Origin of the sequence: Curtobacterium sp. ISL-83 (assembly GCF_018613895.1) — a bacterium.
Classification (GTDB): Bacteria; Actinomycetota; Actinomycetes; order Actinomycetales; family Microbacteriaceae; genus Curtobacterium.
The window spans coordinates 43140-68045 of record NZ_JAGGPH010000016.1; the positions used below are offsets into that span (position 1 = coordinate 43140).

31 protein-coding genes and 1 tRNA gene are annotated in these 24906 nt (G+C 70.7%); 15 read left to right on the forward strand and 17 right to left on the reverse strand.

From position 1 onward, the window contains the following. Positions 1–117: 117 nt before the first annotated feature. The 6 genes from J7E22_RS15090 to J7E22_RS15115 all read right to left on the reverse strand — a co-directional run bounded on the left by J7E22_RS15090 (position 118) and on the right by J7E22_RS15115 (position 5397). A complete protein-coding gene (locus J7E22_RS15090; RefSeq protein ID WP_214982662.1) occupies positions 118–1071 on the reverse strand; it encodes a glycoside hydrolase family 16 protein in 954 nt (317 codons plus the stop codon). Positions 1072–1487: 416 nt separating this feature from the next. Beyond that, positions 1488–2498, reverse strand: coding sequence for a hypothetical protein (locus J7E22_RS15095; RefSeq protein WP_214982663.1), 1011 nt, complete (start codon positions 2496–2498; stop codon positions 1488–1490). Between the two features lie 112 nt (positions 2499–2610). Then, positions 2611–3000, reverse strand: coding sequence for a hypothetical protein (locus J7E22_RS15100; protein WP_214982664.1), 390 nt, complete (start codon positions 2998–3000; stop codon positions 2611–2613). Positions 3001–3025: 25 nt separating this feature from the next. Then, positions 3026–3682 carry a cation transporter gene (locus J7E22_RS15105; RefSeq protein WP_308159269.1) on the reverse strand — a complete coding sequence of 219 codons (657 nt, stop codon included), beginning with the start codon at positions 3680–3682 and terminating at the stop codon, positions 3026–3028. Between the two features lie 74 nt (positions 3683–3756). Beyond that, positions 3757–4449: a hypothetical protein gene (locus J7E22_RS15110; protein WP_214982665.1), complete on the reverse strand. Its 693-nt coding sequence runs from the start codon at positions 4447–4449 to the stop codon at positions 3757–3759. 96 nt (positions 4450–4545) lie between these two features. Beyond that, entirely contained in the window at positions 4546–5397 is an 852-nt protein-coding gene (locus J7E22_RS15115) for an alkaline phosphatase family protein (RefSeq protein ID WP_214982666.1), read from the reverse strand. A gap of 326 nt (positions 5398–5723) precedes the next feature. Between J7E22_RS15115 and J7E22_RS15120 the strand changes: the two genes are divergently transcribed. The 3 genes from J7E22_RS15120 to J7E22_RS15130 all read left to right on the forward strand — a co-directional run bounded on the left by J7E22_RS15120 (position 5724) and on the right by J7E22_RS15130 (position 6887). After that, the gene (locus J7E22_RS15120) at positions 5724–6005 is read left to right on the forward strand and encodes a hypothetical protein (protein WP_214982667.1); all 282 of its coding nucleotides are present in this window, start codon (positions 5724–5726) and stop codon (positions 6003–6005) included. A gap of 63 nt (positions 6006–6068) precedes the next feature. Further along, positions 6069–6431 carry a hypothetical protein gene (locus J7E22_RS15125; protein WP_214982668.1) on the forward strand — a complete coding sequence of 121 codons (363 nt, stop codon included), beginning with the start codon at positions 6069–6071 and terminating at the stop codon, positions 6429–6431. Between the two features lie 3 nt (positions 6432–6434). Then, positions 6435–6887: a hypothetical protein gene (locus tag J7E22_RS15130; RefSeq protein ID WP_214982669.1), complete on the forward strand. Its 453-nt coding sequence runs from the start codon at positions 6435–6437 to the stop codon at positions 6885–6887. Between the two features lie 41 nt (positions 6888–6928). Here J7E22_RS15130 and J7E22_RS15135 read toward each other — a convergent pair whose 3' ends face one another. Continuing rightward, the gene (locus tag J7E22_RS15135; RefSeq protein ID WP_308159270.1) at positions 6929–7591 is read right to left on the reverse strand and encodes a CatA-like O-acetyltransferase; all 663 of its coding nucleotides are present in this window, start codon (positions 7589–7591) and stop codon (positions 6929–6931) included. Positions 7592–7637: 46 nt separating this feature from the next. Between J7E22_RS15135 and J7E22_RS15140 the strand changes: the two genes are divergently transcribed. Further along, positions 7638–8165: a hypothetical protein gene (locus J7E22_RS15140; RefSeq protein WP_214982805.1), complete on the forward strand. Its 528-nt coding sequence runs from the start codon at positions 7638–7640 to the stop codon at positions 8163–8165. A 53-nt stretch (positions 8166–8218) separates the two neighbouring features. Here the strand turns inward: J7E22_RS15140 and J7E22_RS15145 are convergent, their stop codons facing one another. Continuing rightward, entirely contained in the window at positions 8219–9229 is a 1011-nt protein-coding gene (locus J7E22_RS15145; RefSeq protein ID WP_214982670.1) for an NAD-dependent epimerase/dehydratase family protein, read from the reverse strand. A 127-nt stretch (positions 9230–9356) separates the two neighbouring features. Continuing rightward, on the reverse strand, positions 9357–10331 hold the full coding sequence (locus tag J7E22_RS15150) for a DUF2332 domain-containing protein (protein WP_214982671.1): 975 nt from the start codon (positions 10329–10331) through the stop codon (positions 9357–9359). Positions 10332–10427: 96 nt separating this feature from the next. Between J7E22_RS15150 and J7E22_RS15155 the strand changes: the two genes are divergently transcribed. The 5 genes from J7E22_RS15155 (at position 10428) to J7E22_RS15175 (ending at position 14574) form a co-directional block, all read left to right on the forward strand. Beyond that, positions 10428–11150 carry a trans-aconitate 2-methyltransferase gene (locus tag J7E22_RS15155; protein ID WP_214982672.1) on the forward strand — a complete coding sequence of 241 codons (723 nt, stop codon included), beginning with the start codon at positions 10428–10430 and terminating at the stop codon, positions 11148–11150. 72 nt (positions 11151–11222) lie between these two features. Next, positions 11223–11789 carry a GNAT family N-acetyltransferase gene (locus J7E22_RS15160; protein WP_214982673.1) on the forward strand — a complete coding sequence of 189 codons (567 nt, stop codon included), beginning with the start codon at positions 11223–11225 and terminating at the stop codon, positions 11787–11789. A gap of 7 nt (positions 11790–11796) precedes the next feature. Beyond that, entirely contained in the window at positions 11797–12198 is a 402-nt protein-coding gene (locus J7E22_RS15165) for a VOC family protein (RefSeq protein WP_214982674.1), read from the forward strand. 95 nt (positions 12199–12293) lie between these two features. After that, positions 12294–12926 (forward strand): hypothetical protein, encoded by a 633-nt coding sequence (locus tag J7E22_RS15170; protein ID WP_214982675.1) that lies wholly within the window; start codon positions 12294–12296, stop codon positions 12924–12926. 289 nt (positions 12927–13215) lie between these two features. Beyond that, on the forward strand, positions 13216–14574 hold the full coding sequence (locus J7E22_RS15175; protein WP_214982676.1) for a glycoside hydrolase family 6 protein: 1359 nt from the start codon (positions 13216–13218) through the stop codon (positions 14572–14574). A 100-nt stretch (positions 14575–14674) separates the two neighbouring features. On the opposite strand, the gene J7E22_RS15180 is transcribed toward J7E22_RS15175, so the two are convergent. Then, the gene (locus J7E22_RS15180) at positions 14675–15094 is read right to left on the reverse strand and encodes a hypothetical protein (protein ID WP_214982677.1); all 420 of its coding nucleotides are present in this window, start codon (positions 15092–15094) and stop codon (positions 14675–14677) included. 107 nt (positions 15095–15201) lie between these two features. On the opposite strand from J7E22_RS15180, the gene J7E22_RS15185 reads away from it, so the two are divergent. Further along, positions 15202–16152: a glycoside hydrolase gene (locus J7E22_RS15185; protein ID WP_214982678.1), complete on the forward strand. Its 951-nt coding sequence runs from the start codon at positions 15202–15204 to the stop codon at positions 16150–16152. Positions 16153–16223: 71 nt separating this feature from the next. On the opposite strand, the gene J7E22_RS15190 is transcribed toward J7E22_RS15185, so the two are convergent. The 3 genes from J7E22_RS15190 to J7E22_RS15200 are packed head-to-tail and all read right to left on the reverse strand — an operon-like array spanning position 16224 to position 19159. Further along, positions 16224–17702 (reverse strand): LCP family protein, encoded by a 1479-nt coding sequence (locus J7E22_RS15190; protein WP_214982679.1) that lies wholly within the window; start codon positions 17700–17702, stop codon positions 16224–16226. Positions 17703–17706: 4 nt separating this feature from the next. Continuing rightward, entirely contained in the window at positions 17707–18585 is an 879-nt protein-coding gene (locus tag J7E22_RS15195) for a hypothetical protein (RefSeq protein ID WP_214982680.1), read from the reverse strand. Between the two features lie 4 nt (positions 18586–18589). Further along, positions 18590–19159 carry an RNA polymerase sigma factor gene (locus J7E22_RS15200; protein ID WP_214982681.1) on the reverse strand — a complete coding sequence of 190 codons (570 nt, stop codon included), beginning with the start codon at positions 19157–19159 and terminating at the stop codon, positions 18590–18592. 429 nt (positions 19160–19588) lie between these two features. On the opposite strand from J7E22_RS15200, the gene J7E22_RS15205 reads away from it, so the two are divergent. Further along, positions 19589–19894: a hypothetical protein gene (locus J7E22_RS15205; protein ID WP_214982682.1), complete on the forward strand. Its 306-nt coding sequence runs from the start codon at positions 19589–19591 to the stop codon at positions 19892–19894. 38 nt (positions 19895–19932) lie between these two features. Next, positions 19933–20388, forward strand: a complete 456-nt coding sequence (locus J7E22_RS18440; RefSeq protein WP_374193284.1) for an SdpI family protein — start codon at positions 19933–19935, stop codon at positions 20386–20388. 16 nt (positions 20389–20404) lie between these two features. Here the strand turns inward: J7E22_RS18440 and J7E22_RS15215 are convergent. Next, positions 20405–20477 (reverse strand) — tRNA-Val (locus J7E22_RS15215). 77 nt (positions 20478–20554) lie between these two features. On the opposite strand from J7E22_RS15215, the gene J7E22_RS15220 reads away from it, so the two are divergent. The 3 genes from J7E22_RS15220 (at position 20555) to J7E22_RS15230 (ending at position 22392) form a co-directional block, all read left to right on the forward strand. Further along, entirely contained in the window at positions 20555–21535 is a 981-nt protein-coding gene (locus J7E22_RS15220) for an aldo/keto reductase (protein ID WP_214982684.1), read from the forward strand. Further along, positions 21532–22092, forward strand: a complete 561-nt coding sequence (locus tag J7E22_RS15225; protein ID WP_214982685.1) for a hypothetical protein — start codon at positions 21532–21534, stop codon at positions 22090–22092. The genes J7E22_RS15220 and J7E22_RS15225 overlap by 4 nt, the downstream gene beginning before the upstream one ends. Before the next feature lie 159 nt (positions 22093–22251). Further along, positions 22252–22392: a hypothetical protein gene (locus J7E22_RS15230; protein ID WP_214982686.1), complete on the forward strand. Its 141-nt coding sequence runs from the start codon at positions 22252–22254 to the stop codon at positions 22390–22392. A 10-nt stretch (positions 22393–22402) separates the two neighbouring features. Here the strand turns inward: J7E22_RS15230 and J7E22_RS18030 are convergent, their stop codons facing one another. Genes J7E22_RS18030 through J7E22_RS15245 form a run of 3 tightly spaced genes read right to left on the reverse strand, consistent with a single transcriptional unit; the run spans position 22403 to position 24869 of the window. Next, positions 22403–23674, reverse strand: coding sequence for a sensor histidine kinase KdpD (locus J7E22_RS18030; protein ID WP_214982687.1), 1272 nt, complete (start codon positions 23672–23674; stop codon positions 22403–22405). Continuing rightward, positions 23671–24375, reverse strand: coding sequence for a response regulator transcription factor (locus J7E22_RS15240; RefSeq protein WP_214982688.1), 705 nt, complete (start codon positions 24373–24375; stop codon positions 23671–23673). Before J7E22_RS15240 ends, J7E22_RS18030 begins: the two co-directional genes overlap by 4 nt. Next, the gene (locus J7E22_RS15245) at positions 24372–24869 is read right to left on the reverse strand and encodes a hypothetical protein (RefSeq protein ID WP_214982689.1); all 498 of its coding nucleotides are present in this window, start codon (positions 24867–24869) and stop codon (positions 24372–24374) included. The genes J7E22_RS15240 and J7E22_RS15245 overlap by 4 nt, the downstream gene beginning before the upstream one ends. Positions 24870–24906 lie beyond the last annotated feature (37 nt).

Sequence of the window (24906 nt, forward strand, 5' to 3'; positions counted from 1 at the left end):
ACCTTCCGATGAGCTTGTCACGCGCCGGATCAGAACCGATCCGACCTGCGCAGACGGGAGGGCCGGTGCCAGCTGGCACCGGCCCTCCCGTCCGTCATGTCGTGGGACGGACGGGCGTCAGTCCCAGATCGAGATCCAGTCGATGTCGACGTGACCGCTCGCGGACGCCGGGACGTTCCCCGTGATCGCGGTCTCCGCCTGCATCGTGACGCGCATCGGGTCCTTCGGGACGGCTTTCCGCGTCTCCGACACCAGCGAGTTGTTCCAGTAGAAGCGGACCACCCCGTGGTCCCACTCCGTCGTCGCGACGTGGTAGCCACTGCTCTGCGGCGACGTGGTGTACTTCTGCACGCTGCTGTCGAAGGTCATCATCCCGTTGTCCATCGAGCCCGGGATGGCCGAGGCCGGCCGCACGGAGCTGCCGAGGTCGCCCTCCGGCCAGTCGATCTCGCCCTTGTTCCAGTCGTCGTCGGTGGGCCAGAGCATCCCGACGAACTTGTAGCCGTCGGTGTTGGTTGTCTTGTACCGGATCGACACACGCCCGGTGGTGTGCGCGGCGTAGTCGTCCGGCAGGACCGCGGCGACGAGCGGCTGACCCTTCTCGGTGTGCAGCCAGAAGTCGAGGTTGCCGTTCGCCACGCTGAGCACCTTGGACGGGGCGTACCGTCCGCGTCCGCTCGTGTCGTTGTACCCGTCGTAGGCGCCCATCTTCGGGTACTTGCTCAGGACGCTCCCGAGCGGCGCCGGGGTCGAGAAGTCCTCGCGGTAGGACTGCTTCCACGTCCGTCCGTTCGAGACGACGTCCCCCTTCGGCAGCGCCGTGAGCGAGGTGGTCGACGCCTCGGACGGGCTCGGCTGCTGCACGAGTCCGAGCGCGAGTGCACCCGCTGCTGCGACCGCCACCCCTGCGGCGATGCGCTTCCGACGACCCCCGACGGTCCGCCTGCCCGCCGGTTCCCTGAGATCGTCGTTGATGTTGATCGTGCTGTTGGTGCTGCTGTTGTCCCTGGAGTTCTGCTTCACCCTGATCGAGCTCTCGTTCGTGGTCGTGTTCTGGTCCCTGATCGTCATGTGCTCTGGTCCTCCCTGAAGGTCGTGAGCGACGCGGAACGGTAACCCGGGCGCGTCCCCCGAACGGGGGGCGTACGCCCAGGGAACGCCGAGCCGCGGACGGGACTTCCTCAGGTTTTCCCCCGGATCTGCGCGGCGGTGCAGCGCTGCTGTCCTGTGCAACCGTTCAGGTGAACAACCGGTGCACGGTTCACCGGGAGCCCGACGCGCGACGACTCGGGTCCTTCGGTCCGTGACGCTGGATGACCCCGGGACACGATGGCGGCGTCACACGACGACCCGTTCAGACACCCGGCGTCACGCTCGCGACCGGTGCTTCCGGGAGCGCGGCACGACTGGCTACCGACATGGCGACAGGGTGGAACCGCCGCGGGTGTGGGCGATCGGGGCGACGCGGGGACGGTGACGGAGCGGACTCAGCTCGCGGTCGTGCAACCGGTCGTCGGGTGGTCGAGCACGGCGGCGTGCTGCTGGGCGTAGGCCGTCGCTCGTCGCATGCGTCGCACGGTGAGCGGGACGAACCACAGGAGCGTCACGACCATGAGCCCGAGGAACACCTCGGGGAAGACGCCCATCGTTCCCCGGAACGCCTCTGACACCATCTGGAACCCGACCCCGACGTAGAGCAGGATGGTGTAGGCGACCACGAAGCCCTGCTGGACGGGGGCGCAGACGGCGAAGCGCACGGCGGCCTGCTCCTCACCGGGTTCGAGCCGGTGCGGCGTGCGAGCGAAGACGACCTTGTTGAAGCGGCGGAGGCGTCCGAGGTCCCGGCCAGCGATGTCACGAAGCGCGGTGTTCAGCGGCAGCGCCACGATCAGGACCGCGAACGCCGTCGCGGTGAAGACCAGCTGCCCCGCGGCGGAGGCCTCCTGCAGGAGGCCCCCCGCGCTGGATCGGGTGGTGAACACCGCGAGCACGGCGAGGCCGACGGAGACGACGACGACCGAGATGACGAACGTCGCGACGATGGCGACGACCTTCTTCCGCACCGTCCGCTGGTCGAACACCTCGATGCCCGGGTGGTCGGGCATCGGCGGCTCCAAGCGGCGGATGCGTGCCCCGAGGGGCTGGGCGATCGCGAGCAGGACCGCGGCGCCGAGCACGAACACGGCGGGGACCCAGACCGGGGCGTGCGCCGACGCGCTGGCGAGGATGACGACGACGAGCGCGATCACGTCGACCGCGACGACACCGAGGAACCACCGGCGGAGCAGGACCGTGCTCGCCGGGGAGGACCGTCGGTCCCAGTACGCGGCGAGCGATCCGATCAGGACGGGCCCGGCGACCAGCAACGGGATCGAGGCGCTCACCCCGACGAACAGGCCGGTCGGAGCTCGACGGAGCTCGAGGATCGCGATCAGGGCTCCGGCCAGCGTCAGCGTGGTGGTCAGGACGATCGTCAGGACGTAGGCGAACACTCGCATGGGGCATCCTCAGGCCAGGGGCGGGCAGCGTGTCTCATCCTGGTGGGCAACGGGACCCTCCGGCCAGATGGTGCGGGATGCCGCACGCGGGCGGCGGACGCGGACGTCGCAGCTACGGCGACGGCGTGACCTCGACCAGGCTGCCCCCGGTGAGCACGAGCGCAGTCGTCACGCCGACTGCGGAGTCGATCACGAACGCGACGACGCCGAACACCATCGCGGACGCACGGTCACGCCGAGCACCTCGCCCGGTCGTGATGAGAAGGACGAGTCCCAGCAGGTGCGCGACGACGAGCGGCGCAACACCGAGGGTCAAAATCGTGTCGTTCGGCCACGACCGGTCGTGTGCGGTGCCGCGGTTGTCCTCGTCGGACGCGGCCCACAGCACCATCCACGACCCGAACGCGACCGGCAGCCCGACCACCGCGGTGGTCCAGAAGAGCGCAGCCCTCGACCGCGTCGTCCACCCGCCCGTCGGCTCCACGCCCGCCCCCTCGGTCATGTGCCGAGGCTAGTCGACGCCGGTGTCAGCGCGCCCCGGCATCCGCTGCACCGGACGGGTCGTCGGCCGCGTCCGCGACCCGCTCCGGCCAGAAGATCTCGACGGCCTCCCGGACGGCGTAGTACACGATGACGTACCCGGCGACGGGGTCCGCCCACCACCACCCCAGGGCGAGGTCGAGCACGAGCCCGAGGAGCACGGCGACGGCGAGCAGCCCGTCGATCATGGTCACACGGCCCTCCGTAACGAGGACCGGGTTCTCCAGCTCCCGCCCCGTGCGGTGCTTCCCGAACGCGAGACCGAACATCACGACCGCGGTGATCGCCGTCCAGGCGATCCCACCCGGGCTGGGCGCAGCGTGGTGACCGCTCAGGAGCGCGACGGTGGACTGGACGAGTAAGTACAGCGCGACCGCGATGAACGCGGCACCGATGAGGCGGAGCGCTCGACGCTGTCTGGCCGCACCCGTGCCGGACAGTTCCCAGAGCACCACGGCGCTCGCGGCGATCTCGATCAGGCTGTCGAGGCCGAACCCGACGAGCGCCACCGACGACGACAGCGCTGCGAGGACGGCGAGGACCGCGACGCCGACGATGTTCCAGCACAGGGTGACGATCTCGAGTGCGACACCGCGGCGGCGGAGTGTTCGGCGTCGGGCTTGGGGAAGCAGCGCGTTCGGCACCCGGCCATCATCCCAGCCGATCCGATCGCCGGGTGCGGGGTGGTCCGGCGGGGCTGCACCGACAGCGCCGACGCTCAGTCGCCCGGGAGCCGCACCTTCGACCCGGACGGGTCCGCTCGCCGAGGCAGCGGCGTGTCCCGTGGGGACGGCGGTGGCAGCGCGACTGCACGCTGCCGAGCCGCGTCCGCCCGGCCGGCCCCGGTGACCGCGGCGATGAACGCCGCCGACTGCAGCACGCCGAAGACCGGCGGAACGAGCAACAGCGTCAATCGATCCGGGGTCGCGAGTCCCCAGAGCAGGAGGCCCGCCCACGCGAGCAACCAGCCGATCGGGATCCAGATGGTCCGTGATGCAGCGACGACGGCGGGTCCGATTGCACGTTCGGCGCTCGCGAGGACCTCGTCACGGTCCTCAGCCAGCATGGCGGGAGGCCGCGCCTCGAACTGCCGGGCGATGCGCTCACTCCGCCGCCAGTCCCCGCGCGGCTGCGCGGAGAGCCGGGACAGCGCGGCCCGGTCGGCCACGGGCATGAACGACCCGGTGAGGCACCCGACCGCCCCGGCGAAACAGGCCATGGCGAGGACGTCCCAGGGGTGCACGCCCTCGGGAACACCCCAGACGAGCGTCGCGATGGCGATGCAGGTGCCGACGGCGACGCCGACGGCACCGCTCACCACGGTCCGGCGTCGCACCTTCGCCGGGTCGAGGAACTCGGACCGGTGCGCTCGCACCAGACGCCACCCGCGCGCGAACGTGACGTTGCCCATGGACTGATGATGCTCCTCCAGACCCGATGCCGAAGCGAAGCCGACCCGCCGACTGCCGGAGGACCCCGGTCGTACTGCCGCCGGAGCCGCTGCCGCTCAGCGACGGAGCAGGTCGAGCATCGGGGTCGCGTGCGCGTCGTTCGACGTCAGCGGCGGCAGGCCCCACAGCACCTCGATCGTCCGCAGCAGCGAGTAGTGGTCGTACGCTGTCGCCGAGGACGCCCGTGGTGCGGCAGCCGAGCCGGCGAGGATGCAGGCGACCGTGTTGTCACCGCTGTTGCCCTCGTCGAACGTCACCACCAGGAGGGAGCGTTGCTGGGTGAAGGCCGGCGAGTGGAGGATCGCGGGGACGGTCCGAGCGAGCCACGCGTCCCCGGTCGCGACCGAGCAGTCGTGCATGTCGTCGCAGAGGTCGGGGCTGACGAACGCGAAATCCGGCAGTGTGGACGCGCTCCGGAGGTCCGCCGACAGCGACGTGGAGGGGACGACGTGGTCGGCGCAGGAGGCGTGGTCCGCGGTGACGTCCGGGAAGTACAGGAACGGGTCGTGCTTGACGGCGTACCTGCCCGCGTTCGAGGCGGTGCACGGCGCTGGCATCCCCTCGGCGTACATCTTCCACGAGCGTCCGGACGCGTGGATCTCGTCGGCGAGGTTCTTCCCGGGGACCAGGCACGATCCTCCCGGCGGGTTGCAGTCGCTCGTGATCCCACCGGTCGTGCCGCTGGTCAGCGCGAGGTAGTTCGGCAGGCTCGGGTGGGTGATGGCACTGTAGTCGGTCGCCCGCGCGGAGGCAGCGGCAAGCGCGTTCAGGTACGGGGCACTCGGGTTGCCGATGATCGTCGTCGCGGGCTTGTTCTCGTCGACGATGACGACGACGTGCTGCACCGCACTGGCGGGCGCTGTGCGGGACGACGCTCCGGCGGTCGGCGCCGCCGGTGCCGTCGGCACCGCTGCGCCCGTCGGCGAGCCCGACGGGGACGACGGGACCGACCTGGAGGCATCTGCTTGCGTGCACCCCGTGACCCCCAGGACCGCGCACAGGCCGAGGGCGAGAACCCACCACCGACGGTGTCGCATCGGAGCCTCCCCGGTCGCGGTCCGCAGCCGGCGTGCTGTCGGACCTGCCGTCACGCTATGCCTGCGGTCCCGTCCGGACGTCCACTCCCGTCGGTTCGTCCACAGCTGATGGAGAGCCGTCGCGTCCGCTCGTCTGCAGGTGGATCAGTCGGCGCTCCGTGGAGGGCGGTAGCCTGCGGGCGACGAGAGGGGCGATCATGACCGACCGCGGGAACGAGCGGTACAAGCGTCTGCCACCGGTCGTCGATCCCGACGCACTCGTCGTCGAGGTCCCGGCGTTCGAGGACGATCGTCCGGCCCCCGAGCCCGTGCCACCAGCGGCCGCGCCAGAGCTCGTCGCCGCCACGCAGATCGCGCAGGGATCGGGCGGTGTGCGCACGATCCGCCGCACCCAGATCTCGGCAGCGCTGGTCATCGCGGGGATCCCGATCGGGGTCCTCGCCGTGGTCGCGATCGCGCAGATCCTGCTGGCCGACTAGCAGACGACCGCTCTTCGGTCGTCATGCAGCATCCGGGGTGGCGTCAGCCCATACCCTGGCCGGATGCTCTCACGACGCGACGCAGCCGTCCGGCTCGACATCTCCCTCGAGATGGCGACGCACCACGGGATCCCCTCGCGGATCAGCGAAGCCGAGCTGGAGGCCATCGAGCAGGACCCGCCCGCCTGGCTCGTGCAGTCCCGGGCGAACCGCACGGGCACCAAGAAGGTGTGGGTGCACCTGGAGTGCGTGGTGTGCGGCTTCACCGAGACGGCACGTCCGAAGAAGTGGTGGCCGGACTGGGACTACCTGATGTGCGACTACCACGAGCCGTACCAGGCGCCGGACCCCACCGCGGGCCTCGTCCGCCGAGAGGTCGAGGGTGTGGGCAGCCGGTTCATCGCCCTGGTCGACGAGCAGGCCTGACCCGTGCGCCGGAGGACCCTCGTCACGATCGTGGTGTTGTCCGTGGGCGTCACCGTCGGGCTGGCGACCGCCGGGTACCGAGCGCACGCGGCCACCGTCGAGGTCCATCGGCTCCAGGCAACGAACGCCTCCCCCGAGACGATGACCAGGGTGTACCTCCGCGCAGCGGCGGACGGCGACTGCTCGCTGACACGCCGGCTCACCCTGCCGCACACGTCCGCCTGGTGCTCGGCCCCCCTCTCGTGGCTGACCGACTCGCCGGACCTGGTGTCGTACCGCGACGTCGGCACGGCCGTCCACGAGTCCGAAGGCGTCGCCGACCGCGATCAGGTGTGTGTGCCGTCCACGATCGACCAGCGTGACCTGTCGGGCGCAGAGCCGGGCACGATGTCCTGGGAGTGGTGCTGGGTCCGGACCGCCGACGGTTGGCGGCTCTGGGACCAGGGTCAGGGCTGACCGCAGACCCGCGCTCCCGCGTCGCGAGGTGCCCGATGCCGCTACGGAGTGAGCCAATGCGGGTCAGCGGCGAGCTCCGTGACTTCGCGGACGAGGCGGCCGACGTGGAACCCGTCCACGGTCGCGTGGTTCGCCTGGACCGCCAGCGGCATGGAGATCGTGCCGTCCCGTTCGGTGTAGCCGCCGATGGTGAAGATCGGCGAGAGGGACGTCCACGCGTCCTTGACCTGGATGTCCAGGCTGGTGAACGCGGTCCACGGCGTGCTCGACACGTCGAAGGTGTTCTCCGGCACGTCGTCCTGCGGGACGTACGAGGTCGAGTCCCGGTACGCGGTGAGCAGCGGCAGGGCACGTTCGTGGAACACGGCGAAGTCCGTGTCGTACTCCGCCCAGACGGTCGAGAACGTCTCCGCTGACGGGTTGAAGACAGTGAAGAACGGGTGGGTGATCTCCCACACCGCGACACCGCCGTGCGGGTCGACCACCATGCGGAACTCGCCGTGACGGTTGACGACGGTCGCGAGCATCCAGAGGTGCGCGAGGTACGACTTCCGCCCGGACCGACGGAGCGCACCGACCAACGCGGTGACGTCGATGTGGACGGTCGTCGACCAGACGCAGGGTGATCGACGGGAGTAGTGCTCGAAGTGTTCGCGCCGAGGCCAGCTGGCGAGTTCGATCTTGGTCTGTCCCGGGGTGTGCACGTCGCAACGATAGGCGCACCGGTCGACGATGCGGCACGATGGCCGCATGAACTGGCCGGGGCGAGTCGCAGCGTGCAGCGCGGTGCTGCTCGTGACCGCGCTGAGCGGCTGCGCGGGTTTGCCCCACGCCGTCTGCGCCGAGATCGGTTGGACCAACGCCGTCGAGATCCGCGTCCCCGGTTCGGCGAACCGAGCGACGCCCGTCACCGCCGTCGCCTTCTGCGACACCGCGCGGTGTCGGCCAGAGCTCGGTGGCACGGCGTACCCGTCTCCCCCGGATGGCGTGACGGCCAGCGCGACACCGGCCGCGGCGCCCGGAGCGGGCCCGTCGACTCCGCCAGGAGGCGCTCCCCCGCTGCCCTTCCCGCAGGCCGACTCCACGAGGACGCACCGGGGCGACGTCTGGACCGTCATGACGTCGATGAGCACCCCGGAGCACGGTCGGGTCGCGCTCTTCGGTGAGCACGACCGGCGGCTGCTGGAACGTCCGGTTGCGCTCCGGTGGGACCGCCACGGAGGGACCGAGCAGTGCGGAGGTCCGTCGACGGCGCGGGTCGTCGTGCGCGTGCCCTGAGCCCGTTGGGCTCGGCGGATCCAGGAGGCCCGTCCAACGTCGCCGACGTGCGCTCAGCGAGCGGACGGGTCGATTGAGAAGGCCGCGCCGGACCGGCCCGAACTGCGCGACGACCGCGCGGCGAGGAGGACAGCCTGCTCCTCGGAGAGCCAGGAGCGCCCTGGTCCTCCCACGCCACGGGAGCGCTCGTCCGCGAGCACCTCGGCCACGGTGGACTCGAGCGTCCGGGTGCTGCCACCGGTCGCACGGAACGCTCGTGTGGAGCGCTGGGCGAACCCGGTGGCCTCGCGCGGCAACCACAGCGGCAGGGACCGCGGTCCGGCCCAGTAGCGGACGTCCTCGGCGAGGAGCACCTCGTCCTCGACCTCGGTGAGTTCACCGTCGTACCCGGTGACGTCCGCCACGCGGCGCAAGAACGAGCCCATCGTCATCGGCTCCCCGACCGCGTTGACGACCCCGGTGATGCCCGCACGCCCTGCGTGACCGATCCAGGCCGCAAGGTCAGCGACGTCGATGACCTGCACGAACCGACCTGACGTCGTCGGGACCAGCACCGGCCCGGTCCTGCTCAGCCGCGCCGGCCAGTACCCGAATCGATCACTCGGGTCACCGGGCCCGACGATGAGGCCCGGCCGTCCGATCAGCAACCTGGATCCGAGGCGTGCGGCGGTGGCGCGCTCCGCCGCGACCTTCGCGTCGGCGTACTCCGTGAGGTCTCGCGGCTCGACGAGATCCGCCGACTCGTCTGCGCCTGGCTCGTCGTTCCGGGCGTACACGGAGATCGTGGACACGAGGGTCCAATGGGCGGCGCCGTCAGCGAGCACGTCGAGGGCCGGTCCGACGAGGTCGGGCTCGTGGGCGAGTTCGATGACCTCGTCCCACTCGCCACGAACCGCCCCGTAGGCTTCTGCCGCACGTCGGTCGGCACGCACGAAGCGGGCTCCCTCCGGGGCGTCCCCCGACTCCCCTCGCGCCAGGCAAGTGACCTCCGTCCCTGCGGCCAGGAGATCCCTGACGATCGCACGCCCCAGCCATCCCGTTCCACCCAGCACCAGTGCTCGCATGCCCAGAGTCAAGCGGGTGACCGGGCGTTCGTCTCGCGGTTCCGCTGCAGGCGGAGCCGGAAGGTCCCACGCGACCACGAGTACAACGTCTACCAGCACTGGAAGAGCCTTCGCCGGGAGTCGGCAGTCACCGCGTCAGCGCTTCGTAACTCTGGCCGTGAGGACCGACGAACGCGATCGGGGTCTCGTTCACCGCGAGGACCATGCGTCCTCCTGCGGGGCCCGGCAGGCGCTCGGCGACACGTGGCAACACCCGTTCGCCTTCGTTGCTGATCCAGGTCACGTCTTCGAGCGATCGCATGAAGTCGGCGAACCGTTCTCGACGCGCCTGCTCGACGTACACGAGCACCGCGCTGTGGAACACCACCACCGGGACGCCGCGGGGCGCAGCAGCGATCAGATCAGCGATCGAATCGACGAGGTCACCGGCGACCAGATGCGGGGGCTCCGCAGCCGCGATGGCCAGTGCTGCTTCCAGTCGTCGGCGACGGTCTTCGTGCTCTGGCCAGACCAGCGTCCGAAGCCACGCTCGACTCTCCAGGTCATCGGGTGCGATCGGGTTGAGATCGAGACCAGCACGCCACACCACTTCAGGGAGCCGACGCGGCACGCTCTCGGCGTCGATCTCACAGGGGATGGTGACCGCGCTGGGCCCGTCCTCGGGGTCGAGGGTGGCGGTCTGGCCGTCGAATCCGTAGCGGTAGCTGTAGCGGTCCGGGTACAAGCACAAACCAGCAGCGGCACCCACTTCGATGAGTGCCAACGGTCCGTCCAGTCGGCTGAGGACCGGGAGGAGAACCGCGCACCGTCCCGCCTCGTTCGTCTGGGTCGCACGGCTCAGGACCATCGGTTCGACACGATCCCAGTGCCCGAGCAGCCAGCTCCGGAATGCCTCGTACGTGCCCTCGGGCGCACCGAGGAACCGAGCGGCCGCGAACACCAGGTTCGGTTGCTGCTTCATTCCGGGGAGCGCAGCGATGAGCGCCACGACGTCGGGATCCTCCGCCACCCCCGACGCCCACGCTTCGTAGATCCGCGACTGCCCTGATGCCTCCCGCACCGCGAACCGACGGTAGAAGTCCACGACCCGACTGTCCGGCATGGTGGTCACGCTAACCCCCTGCTGTCGCGCACACGAGCAACGAATGGTCCTGGATGGTTCGTCGTGGCCCGACCCCCGCCCGGCTACGTTCTGGAGATGACCGATCACGATCCGCGCCTGGTCGCCCTCTACGACCAGGACAATCCCGACGGGCCCGACCACGACTTCTACCGCGCGCTGGCCGATGCGTCGGGCGCACGATCGATCGTCGATCTCGGCTGCGGCACCGGCCTCCTCACGGTGACCCTCGTCGCCCCTCGCCGGGACGTCGTCGGCATCGACCCGTCACCGACGATGCTCGAGTACGCGATGCACCGACCCGGCGCGGCCGCCGTGACGTGGGTCCTGGGCGACAGCCGCGACATCCCGAGCGGGTCGAGCGACCTGGCCGTGATGACGGGCAACGTCGCGCAGCACATCGGCTACGACGACTGGGTTCGCACCCTGCGTGACCTCCGGAAGGCGCTCCGAGGAGGAGCAACACTGGCGTTCGAGAGTCGCAACCCCGCCGCCGGAGCATGGCGTCACTGGACGTCGCAAGAGCCCACGACCCGTGAAACGGTGCACGGACCGCTGGTGGAGTGGTCAGAAGCCCGAGAGGTGGCACCGGGCGTCGTACGCCTCGTGGCACACAACTCCTTCACGAAGCTGCAAGAAGTCGTGACCGAGACGCTGACGCTCCACTTCCGGGATCGGGCGACGCTGGAGCGGGACCTCCACGCCGCAGGGTTCTCGGTCGATGCCGTGTACGGGGACTGGGTACGCGGGCCGGTGACGGAATCATCCGCCGTCCTCGTCGTCGTCGCGACCGCTCGATGATCGTCAGTCCGTCGATGCGGGTTGGACTCCCACAGTGTGGCGCCGGTCTTCGTCTCGTCGAGAGAATGCACTGTGATCGACAGCCTCCCCCTCCCCGTTCCCATCGCGACCCGGGACGCGACCCTGCTCGTTCGCCGCGCGTCGCCCGACGACCTGCACGCGATCATCGCGCTGTTGGCCGATGATCCGATCAGCGCCGCCCGTGGCGACATCGCGAATGACGACGACGTCGACGCCTACGCGACAGCGTTGGACCGGATCACCGATGCTCCGGGCAACGAGCTGCTCGTCGTCGTGGACGACACCGGGACCGTGGTCGGCACGCTGCAGCTGACGCTCATCCCCGGGATGGCTCGTCGTGGGGCCACCAGGTTGCTCGTCGAGGCGGTGCGCGTGACGAGTGCACAACGCTCGTCCGGCATCGGCAGCGCGGTCATGCGGTGGGTCGTCGACCAGGGCGCCATCGAGCTGCAGGCAGCGCTGGTGCAACTCACTTCCGACGCCGCCCGGGTCGACGCCCACCGCTTCTACCGGAAGCTCGGTTTCGTGGACTCCCACCTCGGCTTCAAGTTCGCCGTCGCACTGCCGGATCCACAGATCCGGGAGCAGGGCGACCACCGACTGGTTGACCGGCGATGATGGTCGGATGACCAATCGGGGAGCCCTGCACCACATCGAGCTCCGCACCAAGGACCTCGCGACGGCCTCAGAAGCCTGGGGGTGGCTGCTCCAGGAACTCGGGTACGAGCGCTACCAGCAGTGGGCGGGCGGCCGGAGCTGGAAGCTCGGCGCGATGTACCTGGTGCTCGAATCGGCCCCGCGTGATGGCGACCACGATCGCCGACTCCCGGGGCTCAGCCACCTCGCGTTCCACGCGGGCAGCCGCGACGACGTCGACCGCCTGTGGACCACCGCGCCGGGGCACGGTTGGACGCCCCTGTACGAGGACCGATGGCCCTGGGCGGGCGGACCCGAGCACTACGCAGCGTTCCTCGAGAACGCGGAACGCTGCAAGGTCGAACTGGTTGCTTCGGAACCCCTCCGGTGACGGGGTGGCCTGTGGGAGAACGCCGCCCGTAGGCTCGCGGGCAGACTCGCCGGTGCACGGGGCGCACGGCAGAGTGAAGGGGGAACCAGATGTCCATGACATGCAGACTCACCACGGCGGGAACCGCGACCGTGATCGCTGTGCTCGCTCTCGCCGGCTGCGCGGGCTCGGGCAACGCGACGCCGGAGGCGCACCGATCGACCTTGCAACCGTCGCCGTCCGCCTCGCCATCCGAGACGCCCACCGCGGACGCAGCGCTCAGGAATCTCACGTTCGAAGATGGTGGGGCACTCTCAGCGAGCACGCTGCCTGCATTCGGACTCGAGGTCTCCGCCCTCCCCGGGTGGAAGCAGACCGGTGAAGACCAGACCGCGGGGTCGCGGGAGTACACGAACACCGACGGCGCCATCGCGACGATCACGCAACAGCGGATCACGGACCTCGACCCGACCGTCGGGGACCGCGCCGCCACCGCGGGGCTCTTCACGGCGTCCGGACTCCCGGCGGACCGGCTCGAGGAGCAGCTCCTTCCGACCGCGACCGGCGGCACCGCCCAGTTCCTGTCAATCGCCGGGCACAACACGGACGGATCGTGGTCGGCGACGGTCGCTCGAGCGTTCACGAAGCCCGGCGCGGCCCTCATCGTGAAGGTCCAGACGTCATCCCAGGAGGCGCTCCGCCCCGACCTCCACGACATCCTCATCCACGCGCAGGTGGTCGTCGCCTAGCCGAACCGATCCGGGAGAGCGATCCGACGACGTGCTCCTGGACGACGTCGCAGCGCACGACAGCGGCCTCCGGTCCGGAGCAGTGCTTCCGGTACGGGATGCGAGAGTCGGGTGCGGTCTCCGCAAACCGCGTCGGTTTGCGGACAGTTCCGTCCTGGAATTGCACCCGGCCACCGACGGGGTGACACTCGACGTTCCCGGTCAGTAGTGCCTCCCGTCGGGGGGCGAGGCGCTGCGACGGGGACGAGAGCCTGCACGACGCTGTGCGGGCCGTTCACCGAGGAGCGAAATGACCAACCGATTCCTGCGTCAGAGCTGCGTGGCCCTGGTGGCCGTCGCCGCTCTGGCACTCCCGCTCGCGAGTGTGACCAGCGCGAACGCGAGCGTGACCAACCCCTTACCCGCGGGCACGCACTTTTACACGCCGCCCATCGCCGGTGGATCCGGAACACAGATCCTCCAGCTCGCCAAGAAGGGCGACCTGAAGGACGCCGCCCTGATCGGCAAGGAGGTGACCACGCCGTCGGCGGTGTGGTTCACCAGCGGGACACCGCGCCAGGTGCAGCAGCAGGTCCGCCAGACCGCGCTGCGGGCCCGGGTCACGCGCACCGTGCCGACGATGGTCGCCTACAACGTGCCCGGTCGGGACTGCTCGCAGTACTCGTCCGGCGGGGCGAGCAGTGACGCGGCCTACACGGCGTGGGCCGACGGCTTCGCCCAGGGCCTCACCGGGGACCAGAAGGTGATCGTGATCGTCGAGCCGGACGGCTTGGCGAACCTGCCCGCCGACTGCCCCTCGGCCTACACGAACCCGGGCACCTACCCGAACCCCGCCCCCGGGACCGCCACCGCGGGTCGGATCGCGGACATCAAGTACGCCGGCCAGGCCATCACGAAGGCCGACCCGAACGCACTGGTCTACCTCGACGCCGGGCACAACGCCTGGCACAACGTCGGGGACATCACGCGGCGCCTCCAGGACGCCGGTCTCGCCGATGTGCAGGGCATGTCCCTGAACACCTCGAACTACCAGTGGACTCCGGACCTGTCGCAGTACGGCACCTGGATCTCCGACTGCGACGCGTACACCACCACGGTCAAGCCCGGTGACTACGCCAGCTGCGGCGACCAGTACTGGAGCGGCGGCCCGGCGAACGCCTTCGCTGGCGTTGCGCTGGACCCGAGTCTGCAGTGGAGCGACACCGCGACGAACCCGGCGGCGAACACGGCCGGCATCAACAGCCGGTACGCGAGCGAGCTCGGATCGGTCGCGCCGTCGGCACACTTCGTGCTCGACACGAGCCGGAACGGCACCGGCCCCTGGACGGCACCCGCAGGCAAGTACAGCGGCGACGCCCAGACCTGGTGCAACCCGCCCGGGGCCGGTCTCGGAGCCCGCCCGCAGGCGGAGCCACAGCCGACCGCCTTCCCGATGCTCGACGCCTACCTGTGGATCAAGACCCCCGGGCAGTCCGACGGGCAGTGCAACCGCAGTGTCGCGGGCAGCACCACCGACCCGGAGTGGGGCGGCATCACCGACCCCGCTGCCGGCGCGTGGTTCCCGCAGCAGGCGCTGCAGCTCGCGCAGAACGCCGTGCCGGCGCTGACGAGCACGGGCGAACCGGAGTGGCACCACTCCGGGCGGTGAGGCCGACCTCATCCCGCTGAGCAGGAGGGGCACCGCGCCGAGCGCGATGCCCCTCCTGCTCTGTTCTCAGTCGGCGACCGCGGCGATGAGCGGTACGTCCTCATCCTTCATGGCGATCAGCTTCCCCCTCGCGCTGGTTCCGGAAGATCCGGACGAGGGCCAGGACAGACGTCGGCAAGAACCCCAGGAGGATCACGACGATCCAGACGGCTGGGACGAGGGGGTACGCGACGAGGGGCACGACCGCGGCCGAAGCGGTTGCAGCGGCGACCGTGGAGCCGAGGACGACGGCGATCCGAGCCCGAGCGCTCCGGCGAGACGACGTGGTCCCACTCCGCCGGGCGAGGTACTCCACCATCGCCTCAGCAGGAACCCACCCCGCGAACAACAACAGCAGGAAGACGTTCGAGGTCAGCAGGGCATTCGAGAACAGCCCGATGAGGACGATGAAGAGCATCGCTGCGTACGCACAGCCGAGCACGACGTTCCGCGCCACACGTGGCGTCTTGCTCACCCTCATGGGCACCCCTCCCGTTGTCAGCCATCACCGGTCATCATGGTCGTCCTGACCGGGCGGCGACGCGCCCCGACGGCCTGCCGCGTGCACCCCCGGCGTAGCCTGCGGGGATGAGCCACGCGAACACCTCCGGCAGCGTCAGCCTCCTCGGCGAGCCCTGGGGCGACACGTCCCGACGTGGCCGACCGTACGCGAAGGACCCTTCAGTGATCCGGTTCGGCAACCGCTACCTGATGTACTTCTCGTTGCCGTCGTCCGACGACGCGGTCGTGGAGGGGTGGTCGGTCGGCGTCGCGGAGAGCAGCGACCTCGTGTCGTGGCGGACCGTGGCCGTGCTGCCGTCGTTCGGGGACTACGACGCCTCGGGCGCCGCTGCTCCAGGCGCCGTCGTCATCGACGGGCGCGTCCACGTCTTCTTCCAGACGTACGGAGGCGGGGCCGCAGACGCGCTCTGCCACGCGGTCAGCGACGACGGCGTGACCTTCGTGCCGCACCCGGAGAACCCGGTCTTCGCCCCGACCGGTGCCTGGACCTGCGGACGGGCCATCGACGCCGACGTGGTCGTCGCGGGCGACCACCTCCTGCTCGCCTGGGTGACCCGCGATCCGACGATGACGATCCAGCTCCTCGGCACGGCCAGAGCCCGCCTCGACAGCGACTTCGGGCGCGGGGCCTGGGAGCAGCTCTCGGTCGACGGCCCGGCTCTCGCTCCCGAGCTGCCGTGGGAAGAACAGTGCATCGAGGCGCCCGCCCTGCGGTTCGACGGCACGACGTTCACGATGTTCTACGCTGGCGCCTACAACAACCGCCCCCAGCAGATCGGGTGGGCCACGAGCACCGATGGTGCCACCTGGACGAGAGGCTCCTCAGCGCCGCTGATCCCCGCGGGCGCTGCGGGCACCTGGAACTCGTCCGAATCCGGACACCCCGGGTACATGCGGGACGCTGACGGCGCCGAGTACCTGTTCTTCCAGGGCAACCCGGATGACGGCCAAACCTGGCTCATCGCGGCGACCCGTCTCCGGTTCGACGGCGCGACGCCGTCGGTGCAGTTCGACTGAGCCTCTCATCCTGTGCTCCTGACGAAGTTCGGGAGGTGCTCCGAGGGTCGGTGCACCCCTGCGCGGGCGCGCTAGTTGACACAGGTTCCTCGGGCCCCGTACGCGTTCCCCACGGGCGCCGCGGATGCCGGACGGCTACTCGGCCCGCTGCCGGTCGGCGCCCGTCCCGTCGACTTCGTCGGAGGACTCGTCGGGCTCCCCGGTGGGGTCGCCGTGTGACCGTCCGTCCCGAGCACGAGCGTGACGCCCGTCGCGCTCGGGGTCACCACGGCGGTCGCTCCGGGCACGACGTTCGCGACGGACTTCGCCGCCGATTCCATCCCGGCCGGGTACTCGATCACGGTGCTGCTCGTCGTCGTGGTGTCCGAGGGGACGCCGACGACGAAGCCCCTCGCGCTCAGGGCCGCCGAGGCCGCCGTCGCCCCGCTCCCGGTGCCAGCACCGTTCTGCACGGAGACGTGGACGCTGCCCGGCGATGCGGCCGCCGCGCTGGTGTACGCCGCCGGCGGTCCGACCACACTCTGGATGAACGCGGGCATCGCTCCGAAGTCGACCGCGACCGTCGAGTAGCCGTCGATCGTCGGCGTGCCGAGCGTCGGGATGGTCGTCGACCGGATGTTCGACAGGTCGATGCGGCGGAGGGTGTCCACCAGGCCCGGGATGCTGAGTCCGTCGTCGATCTGCACGGCATCGCCGACTCCGTGCAACAGCGCGGAGACCTTCACCGGGTTCAGCAGGGTGCTCGCGGACAGGGCCTTCCGCGCCTCCTGGGAGAGGAAGTACTGCTGGCGGACCTCGCGGTCGAGGTCGCCCCGGGGCAGCCCGTCCCGCTGGCGGACGAACGACAGCGCCTGCGAGGCGTTGAGCGTCGAGAGCCCGGCGGGGAGGTCCACCCCGGAGTTCGAGTCGGAAGCTGCGTGCGTGAGGCAGACCTGCAGCGGTCCGAGCGCCTTGACGACCTGGTAGAAGCCGAGCAGGGAGACGCGGACGAAGTGGTCGATGGAGATGCCCGTCAGGTTGTCGATGCTCTTGATGAGCAGGTTCATCCCGCCGGCGTCGCCACCGCCGTTCGCCGCTCCGTCGGAGAACGCGCTGTTCAGCTTGAACGTGCCGTGGCCGGGGATGGGGACCCACGAGTCGCGCGGGATCGAGATCATCGTCGCGCTTCCGCCACCGGCGGGGATGTGCAGCATGATCATCGTGTCGGTGTTCGTCGCCCCGCCATCGAGCTGCGTGCCGAGCTCGGCCAGCTCCTGCGGGGTGGCGTCGGCCGGTCGGTGGTCGTCGCCGACGAGCAGGATGTTCTCCGCGGATTCCGCTGGGTCCGCAGGCCCCGGTGCCCGCGATGGGTGGGGCAGTGCCACGTGCACCTTGGTGATGCTGCTGTCGAGTTGCTCGTAGGACCACGCTCCGTAGCCCCCGACCGTGACGAGGACGACCGCGAGGACGCCGCCGACCACCGGCCAGACGACGCGACGGGACGGGCGTTCGCGCCCGTGTCGGACAGGGAGGCCGTCCTTGCTACCCGCACCGTTCCTCCAGTCCGTCATCGGCTCAGTTCCCCGGGACGAGTGCGTTGAGGGATGACGAGTGGGACGCCCCGGTCGTCGTCGTCCAGGTGACCGTCCCGTCGAGCGGATCGACGCTGTCCCCGACGGGTGGCCACCAGGCCGTCCAGAGACCGTTGTCGACCGTCGCCGTGAGCGTGTGTCCACCGGCCGAGACCGTCACGGAGGCAACGTCTGCCCCTGCTTCTCCCCAGAGGGTGCTGATCGCGGTCGCTCCGGAACCACTGTCGTCCGCGGACTGCACCGAGAGCGACGCGGGCCCGGCCACACCGGGCAGTCGGTTGCCGGGGCCGTCGACGAGTTCACTGTGACCACTGCCGTCCGCGCCCACGAGGCAGAAGAACCGGTACCCGCCGCGGCTCAGGACCACCGTCGTGACGCTGCCGCGCTGGTCGACGTTTGACACGGTCACCGGTGCGTCGTTCCCGCTCGGCTCCGGCATGCTCCGCGAGCAGTGCGCGGTGGCGTTCGTGACGACGGTGGACGCTGCCGACGGGTGCGCCGGCGACGACGTCCACGAAGCCAACGAGACGGCACTCAACGGGCCGGCTGCTGTGGTGCCGGGCTCGACGACGCCCGGCAGCAGGTGGTGCACGACCGACGGGAGGACGGCGACGCCGCCGACCGTCAGCGCTCCCGCGGCCAGGAGGGCGGTCGCGCCGATCGTGACGGTCGTCCGGACCGTGCGGGGGCGCGCGGGAGTGGTGCGCCGTGCGGTACCGGCGGCCGTCGCGCGGTCGACCTGGGGTCCCCGGTCGAGCTGGATGATCGCGGCGAGCAGGTGGTCGCGGCGCTGCTCCTCGCCGGGGGTGAGGCGGAGCTCGGGGGCGGTGTCGAGGGTGCGGAACTCGTCGATGATGGTCATGGCGTCACTTCCGGTCGAGGCTGGTCAAGGGTGCGGCGGCAGCGATGGTGGTCGGTGGCGGATCCGTCGCCCGCGGGTCGGCGCGCTCGACGTCCAGGTACGCCGCGAGCCGACGGCGGGCACGCGACAGCCGCATCGTGTAGCCGGCGCGCGTGAGACCGAGGACGACCGCGGCTTCGGCCCCCGGGAGCTGCTCCCAGATCGCGAGCGCGAGGACCTCTTGCTCGGACCCGGTCAGCCGGTGCCATGCGGACACGAGGTCCCGGCGGAAACCGACCGTCCCCGCGACGTCCGTCGGGTCGGCGTCGTCGAACTCGCCCCGGACACGGACGGCGAGGGCGGTGCGGCGGTTCTCGGACCGCGCGGCGTTCAGCATCATGTTCCGCGCCGTGCGGTAGAGCCACGGGAGTGGGTACCGCCGGAACTCGTCCTGTCGTTGCCACGCGGCGACGAACGTCTCGGCGACGACGTCGTCAACGGCATCAGGGCGCGCTCGTCGGCGGACGAACCGCAGCACTGCCGCGTAGTGCTCGCGGTAGAGCTCGGTGAACTCACCGTCGGTCAGGGGGGCCATTCGGACTCCTCGGTGTCGGGGACAGTTGAAGATGTCCGGCCGAGCATCGAGTGCAACAGACCTGTGTGTCCTGTCACATCGGCCGTACCCCCGCGACGGGAGGGGCAGGAGGCGCGCTCGTGGTCTTCGTCTCCTGCGTGGCCGGGTGGGTCGACAGGAAGCCGAAGCACGGCCCGGCAGCTATCGGGTCCGGTTGAGACACCAACTGGTCACAGCCGCAAGGTCGACCGACGCTGAGCCGTGTCGCTGTGTCACTCCTACCGGGGATGTGTGCGGCACGACACGGCGAGCAGGGCGCCCGCCTATCGACATCCGGACGCACGACTCTCTCAAAAACTTCTTGCAACCGACCCTTGACATCGGTTAAGGCCGGCGTAGCGTGCGAGCAGGGGAGTCAGACACTTCCTCGGAACATGCAGGGGTGTTCGGATGTCTGAAGGAATGATTACGGTTCAGTTCAAGCTGAACCCGGTAAACGGCTGGTTTATCAGGGCCTTGGCTGATCCGTTTGTCTCCATCGATGGTGATGAGCAGAAGGCGACCTGGTCAAGCGGCGCTACTATCCGCGTGCCTGCGGGCGTACACCGTGTGGTTGCGTTCTTCCGCTACCGAGGCACGTCCTCAGCACTCGCGTCCGCGTCACTTGACGTCGACGTTGCTGGCCAGGAACAGCAACGCATCACCGCGAGGAACGGCGTGATGAACCAAACGCCATTCCGCCTCACAGCGCTTTAGCCGCTGCGCAAGTAGCAACACATTCAGGGGTGGGGAACATGAGCTATGGAGTAGCTGTTGCCTCGATACTCGGGGTAGTAATCATCGTGACACTCGTCGGCGCGGGATCTGCCGTAGGCGGCGGCGTCACACGAAATCCATGGTTCGGGTTCAGGACACCGGCAACGATGCGCTCAGATGCCGCATGGCGGGCGGCGCAGCGCGCAGGGGGGACCCGCCGCATTCTCGTCCTGCCGGTGTACCTCGCAGCTCTCGTCGTGACAGTCATCACCACAACGAACGGGTCGTTCCCGCAAGGGTCCGTACCCATTGTGAGTTTTTTTGCGGCATCGCGGGCATCCTCACCGCTGCATGGAGCGTTCACGCAGCTGCAACTGCCGCACGTTCCGTGTAAGCCACGTTCGAGGGGGCGAAGGGCTCCGGGGCCACATCGACTTCGACCGACGACTCGGCGGCTGAGGGACCGCTCGAGCCGGAGGCAACCGATGCCCTGATCAGGTGTCTTTCCGGTGGGCCCTGCCGGGATCGAACCGACGACATCCACGGTGTAAACGTGGCGCTCTACCAGCTGAGCTAAAGGCCCTCGCCGACCATCCTACGGCGACCCACGCCACCGCCACCGCGGTCCCCTCTCGGCGTCGGATGACTACGCTCGGCCCCATGCAGAGTCGCACCCTCGGCCGTACCGGCCGCACCGTGTCCGTCATCGGCCTCGGCACCTGGCAGTTCGGCGGTGACTGGGGTCCCGTCACCGAGTCCGACGCCAACGCCGTCATGGACGCCTCCGTCGAGTCCGGCGTCACTCTCTTCGACACCGCCGACGTCTACGGCGACGGCCGCAGCGAGCAGCTGATCGGCAGGTGGCGCCGCGCCAACGCGGACGTCCCGCTGACGATCACGACGAAGATGGGCCGCCGCGCCGACCAGGTGCCGTCGAACTACGTCGCCGCGAACTTCCGCGAGTGGGTCGACCGCTCGCGCACGAACCTCGGCCAGGACACGCTCGACCTGGTGCAGCTGCACTGCCCTCCGACGCCTGTGTACGAGGACGACGCCGTGTACGACGCCCTCGACGCCCTGGTCGCCGACGGCTCGATCGCCGCCTACGGCGTCAGCGTCGAGACCACGGACCAGGCGCTCACTGCGATCGCCCGTCCGGGCGTCGCGACGGTGCAGATCATCCTCAACGCGTTCCGGCTGAAGCCGCTGGACCGGGTCCTGCCGGCCGCCCTGGAGGCAGGGGTCGGCATCCTCGCGCGCGTCCCGTTGGCCTCGGGGTTGCTGTCCGGCAAGTACACGCCGGACACCGAGTTCGCGCCGGAGGACCACCGCTCCTACAACCGCCACGGCGAGGCGTTCGACCAGGGCGAGACGTTCAGCGGTGTCGACTTCGAGGACGGTGTCCGCGCCGCCCAGGCCTTCGCCGAGTCGCTCCCCCAGGGCGTGTCGGTCCCCCAGGCCGCGATCGCGTGGATCGTCGCGCAGCCGGGCGTGACCGCCGCGATCCCCGGTGCCCGCAACCCGGAGCAGGCCCGGTCGAACGCCGGCGCCGGTGACCTGCCGGAGGTGCCGGGCCTCGACGCGACCGTCCGCGACCTGTACGACACGTGGTTCCGCGCGACGGTGCACGAACGCTGGTGAGGTCGCGGGCCGCCGGGGCCGCTCTGGCGGCCCTGACCACCGTCGTGCTGCTGGCGCTGGCTGCGACGGGGGCCGCGGGGACGAGCCGACCCGCGCCTCCCTGGCCGGCGCCGACCGACCTGTCGGCGCGCGCCGACGCGGCGGGGCTGCGGAACGTGTGGGGTGAGCGCCTCGCCGAGCACGTGCACACACACCTGACGGTGCTCGACGGGGAGACTCCGGTCACGGTGCCGGGGAACGTGGGGCACTCGGAACGGAAGCGGTTCGCGGCGCAGCTGCACACGCACGACACCTCCGGGATCCTGCACGTCGAGTCCCCGACGCGACGGACGTTCACGCTCGGGCAGTTCTTCGACGAGTGGGGCGTGTCGCTCGGGCCGGAGCACGTCGGTGGACTCCGTGGCGAGCTCACGGTGTGGGTCGACGGACGGCGGTTCATCGGGAACCCGCGGTCGATCGCGCTGACGAACCGCCGGGAGATCGTGCTCGACGTGACCTCGATCGGCCAGGTCCCCCACCTGCCGGCGCCGTTCGCCTGGCCACGCCAGTACCGCTGAGCGCGATCGCCGATCCCGCGCACGTCGGCGCCGCGGACGGGCCTGTGTCAATCTCGTGACGACGAGTTCCGCGCCGTCGCCGCGGTGCACCGGTGGTCAGCCTCCCGTCGGCCACACGGCGCCACGGTCCTGAGACGAGCGCTCCGTAGCGTCCGGGGCATGCGAACGATCACGTCTCCCCAGCCCGCCGACCTCGACGACGTCCCGCAGCAGGACGACCTCGTCGTGGTCCTGCTCGAGGTCGCGATCGCGGTCACCTTCGCCGCGATCATCGGCATCGCCCTGGTCTGGATGGGCTGAGGCCGCCGACCTACCAGCCCGGCGCGGCTCGGAGCTCCACCACGGCGGCCGCGCCCCGACCGGTGTTCTCCAGCCGGAGCACCGCACCGGACGCCGCCACGTGCTGCAGCACGATCGCGAGACCGATGCCGGAGCCGCCGTGCGAGCCGAGCGCACCGAAGCGCCGCGGTCCGTCCCGGAGCACCTCCGCCGGGAACCCGGGCCCGGCGTCCTCGACCGTGACGGTCGTGCCCGAGGCCCGCACGACGACCGGCTGCGCGCCGTGCCGCTCGGCGTTCCCGATCAGGTTGGTGAGGGCACGGCCGAGGTGCTCGCGGTCCACCAGCACGACCGACGACTCCCCCGGCTCGAACCGAACCCGGTCGCGGAGGCCCTCCGCCAGGAGCACCTCGTCCACCGTGTCGACCAGGTCGAGCGGCACCGCGTGCACCTCGCCGGCCTCGTGGGCGGCGCGGGACAACGTGAGCAGGTCGTCGAGCAGCCCCCGCAGCCGCGCCGCGACCCGCCGCACGCGTTCGGCGTCCGGGCCGTCCGGCAGGAGCTCGGCGGCGCCGACGAGCGCCGTCACGGGGGTGCGCATGTCGTGGGCGACCTCGGCACTGATCGCCCGCTCGTGGTCGAGACTCCGCGCCAGGGCCGCGGCGGTCTCGGCGAGTCCCCGGGACAGCACCGCGACCTCGTCGTCCCCACGGACCTCCACGGCCGACCGTCCCGCGACCGTGTCGTCGACCGCTCGCGCGGCGCGGCGGAGCCGCGCGGTCAGCCGCCCTGCGGCCAGCCAGGACCCCGCCGCGGCGAACGCGGCGGCGAGCACGGCGGCGACGACGAACGTGCGCTGCAGGTTCGTCCACTGGGTCCGGAGCGGCGAGTTGTCGACGCGGGTGGCGATCAGACCGGAGGCCTGTTCGCGCGCGGCCCACATCCAGGTGCCGTCGTCGTAGGTTGCGGTCCCGCCACCGTGCACGGCGGTCCGCAGCGCCCCGGGGACGACGGCCGGGTCGTCCGTCGCCCGCGGTGGGAGCGCGCCACCGAACGCCTGGGTCGCGATCGTCTCGTTGAGCTGCGTCAGTGCCTGCTGCCGGAGCTGCGCGGTCGCGTCGGTGATCGCGGTGTGGGCGAACACCGCCCCGGCGGCCACCACGAGCGTCGTTGCGAGCAAGGTCATCGCGGCCGCCGTCCGGAACCGCAGCGACCGCCACCACGGGGTCCGTTCGGCCGGCGTGACGGGGTGCCGGAGCGCGGTCGGTGCGGACGTCCAGGCGTCGGTCCCACTCGCCGTCACGACGGCGCCACCTCGATGCGGTACCCGAACCCGCGGACGGTCTCGATCACGTCCGCGCCGAGCTTCCGCCGGAGTCGCTGGATGTTCGTGTCGACGATGCGCGGGTCCTGCCAGGTGCTGTCCCACGCCATCGCGACGACCTGCTCCCGGCTGAGCACCGCGCCCCGGTTGCGGAGGAGAGCCTCGAGCACCCGGAACTCGACGGCACTGAGCGGCACGGCGACCCCGCCGCGGACCACCCGGCGCCCGGCCACGTCGATGCGGACGTCACCGACCGTCACGACCTGCTGCGCGGGACCGCGACGACGGCGCAGCACGGCCTGCAGCCGCGCGGACAACACGTCCGCGTCGAACGGCTTCGTGACGTAGTCGTCGGCTCCGGCCGCGAGGCCCTGCACCTCGTCGACGGCCAGGCTCCGGGCGGTGAGGAGCACCACGGGGACGCCGAGCGCCGTCAGCCGCGCGGTGAGGTCCAGGCCGTTCAGCCGCGGCATCGCGACGTCCACCACCGCGATGTCCGGCATCTCGAGGTCCACCGCGGCGAGCGCGTCGACCCCGTCCACCGTCGGTGTGACGCGCCAGCCGCGGCGGAGGAGCAGGAGCTGCGTCGTCTCGCGGACGTCGGCGTCGTCCTCGGCGAGCAGCACGAGCGGCGACCGTCCGTCGGCGGTCGCGGGGTGTGGGGATCCGGTGGTGGTCACGGTCGCTCCTGGTCGCTGACGAAGCCGAGGTCGCCCCACAGGAAGTGCATCGTCGGCCGGACGGCCCACGCGGGGCGACGGTCGGCGAAGGTGATGCTGAGGCGCTGGTACCGCCGGACCTCGCCGACGGACGCCGGGTGGTCGAAGCGGACGGCCACCGGGTAGGCGGTGACGGTCCCGCCGGTGCAGTCGCACGGGTTGTCGGTGAGGAGCCCGGTCGCGAACGCGTCCCCGCCACCCCAGGAGGACCAGGCGAGGTTCTCGAGGCGCTGGTCGGAGGACTCGCACCAGATCGGGACCGACGACGGTTCGGCGACGGCCTGCTCCCCGCAACCGGCGTAGTACGCGGTGGCGACGTGGAGTGCGGCCGGCCGTGGCGTCGTGTCGTGCCGGAGGGGTGCGGCCATCGCGGTCACGGCGACGACGAACACGACGAGGACGGCGGCCACGGTGGCGAGGGTGCCGACGGTGCGTGGGGAGACGGAGCGGTTCACGGTGCGAGCCTGGTTCCCCTCGGTGTCCGTCGCGGTG

Bases quoted from the DNA above. Each gene is read 5' to 3' on its own strand.
- J7E22_RS15175 (WP_214982676.1), top strand. From the start codon at position 13,216: ATGACCAACCGATTCCTGCGTCAGAGCTGCGTGGCCCTGGTGGCCGTC.
- J7E22_RS15170 (WP_214982675.1), top strand. From the start codon at position 12,294: ATGACATGCAGACTCACCACGGCGGGAACCGCGACCGTGATCGCTGTG.
- J7E22_RS18440 (WP_374193284.1), top strand. From the start codon at position 19,933: ATGAGCTATGGAGTAGCTGTTGCCTCGATACTCGGGGTAGTAATCATC.
- J7E22_RS15180 (WP_214982677.1), bottom strand. From the start codon at position 15,094: ATGAGGGTGAGCAAGACGCCACGTGTGGCGCGGAACGTCGTGCTCGGC.
- J7E22_RS15095 (WP_214982663.1), bottom strand. From the start codon at position 2,498: ATGCGAGTGTTCGCCTACGTCCTGACGATCGTCCTGACCACCACGCTG.
- J7E22_RS15125 (WP_214982668.1), top strand. From the start codon at position 6,069: ATGCTCTCACGACGCGACGCAGCCGTCCGGCTCGACATCTCCCTCGAG.
- J7E22_RS15110 (WP_214982665.1), bottom strand. From the start codon at position 4,449: ATGGGCAACGTCACGTTCGCGCGCGGGTGGCGTCTGGTGCGAGCGCAC.
- J7E22_RS15205 (WP_214982682.1), top strand. From the start codon at position 19,589: ATGTCTGAAGGAATGATTACGGTTCAGTTCAAGCTGAACCCGGTAAAC.
- J7E22_RS15190 (WP_214982679.1), bottom strand. From the start codon at position 17,702: ATGACGGACTGGAGGAACGGTGCGGGTAGCAAGGACGGCCTCCCTGTC.
- J7E22_RS15200 (WP_214982681.1), bottom strand. From the start codon at position 19,159: ATGGCCCCCCTGACCGACGGTGAGTTCACCGAGCTCTACCGCGAGCAC.
- J7E22_RS15120 (WP_214982667.1), top strand. From the start codon at position 5,724: ATGACCGACCGCGGGAACGAGCGGTACAAGCGTCTGCCACCGGTCGTC.
- J7E22_RS15230 (WP_214982686.1), top strand. From the start codon at position 22,252: ATGCGAACGATCACGTCTCCCCAGCCCGCCGACCTCGACGACGTCCCG.
- J7E22_RS15140 (WP_214982805.1), top strand. From the start codon at position 7,638: ATGAACTGGCCGGGGCGAGTCGCAGCGTGCAGCGCGGTGCTGCTCGTG.
- J7E22_RS15185 (WP_214982678.1), top strand. From the start codon at position 15,202: ATGAGCCACGCGAACACCTCCGGCAGCGTCAGCCTCCTCGGCGAGCCC.
- J7E22_RS15165 (WP_214982674.1), top strand. From the start codon at position 11,797: ATGACCAATCGGGGAGCCCTGCACCACATCGAGCTCCGCACCAAGGAC.
- J7E22_RS15150 (WP_214982671.1), bottom strand. From the start codon at position 10,331: ATGCCGGACAGTCGGGTCGTGGACTTCTACCGTCGGTTCGCGGTGCGG.
- J7E22_RS15195 (WP_214982680.1), bottom strand. From the start codon at position 18,585: ATGACCATCATCGACGAGTTCCGCACCCTCGACACCGCCCCCGAGCTC.
- J7E22_RS15155 (WP_214982672.1), top strand. From the start codon at position 10,428: ATGACCGATCACGATCCGCGCCTGGTCGCCCTCTACGACCAGGACAAT.
- J7E22_RS15090 (WP_214982662.1), bottom strand. From the start codon at position 1,071: ATGACGATCAGGGACCAGAACACGACCACGAACGAGAGCTCGATCAGG.
- J7E22_RS15220 (WP_214982684.1), top strand. From the start codon at position 20,555: ATGCAGAGTCGCACCCTCGGCCGTACCGGCCGCACCGTGTCCGTCATC.
- J7E22_RS15145 (WP_214982670.1), bottom strand. From the start codon at position 9,229: ATGCGAGCACTGGTGCTGGGTGGAACGGGATGGCTGGGGCGTGCGATC.
- J7E22_RS15100 (WP_214982664.1), bottom strand. From the start codon at position 3,000: ATGACCGAGGGGGCGGGCGTGGAGCCGACGGGCGGGTGGACGACGCGG.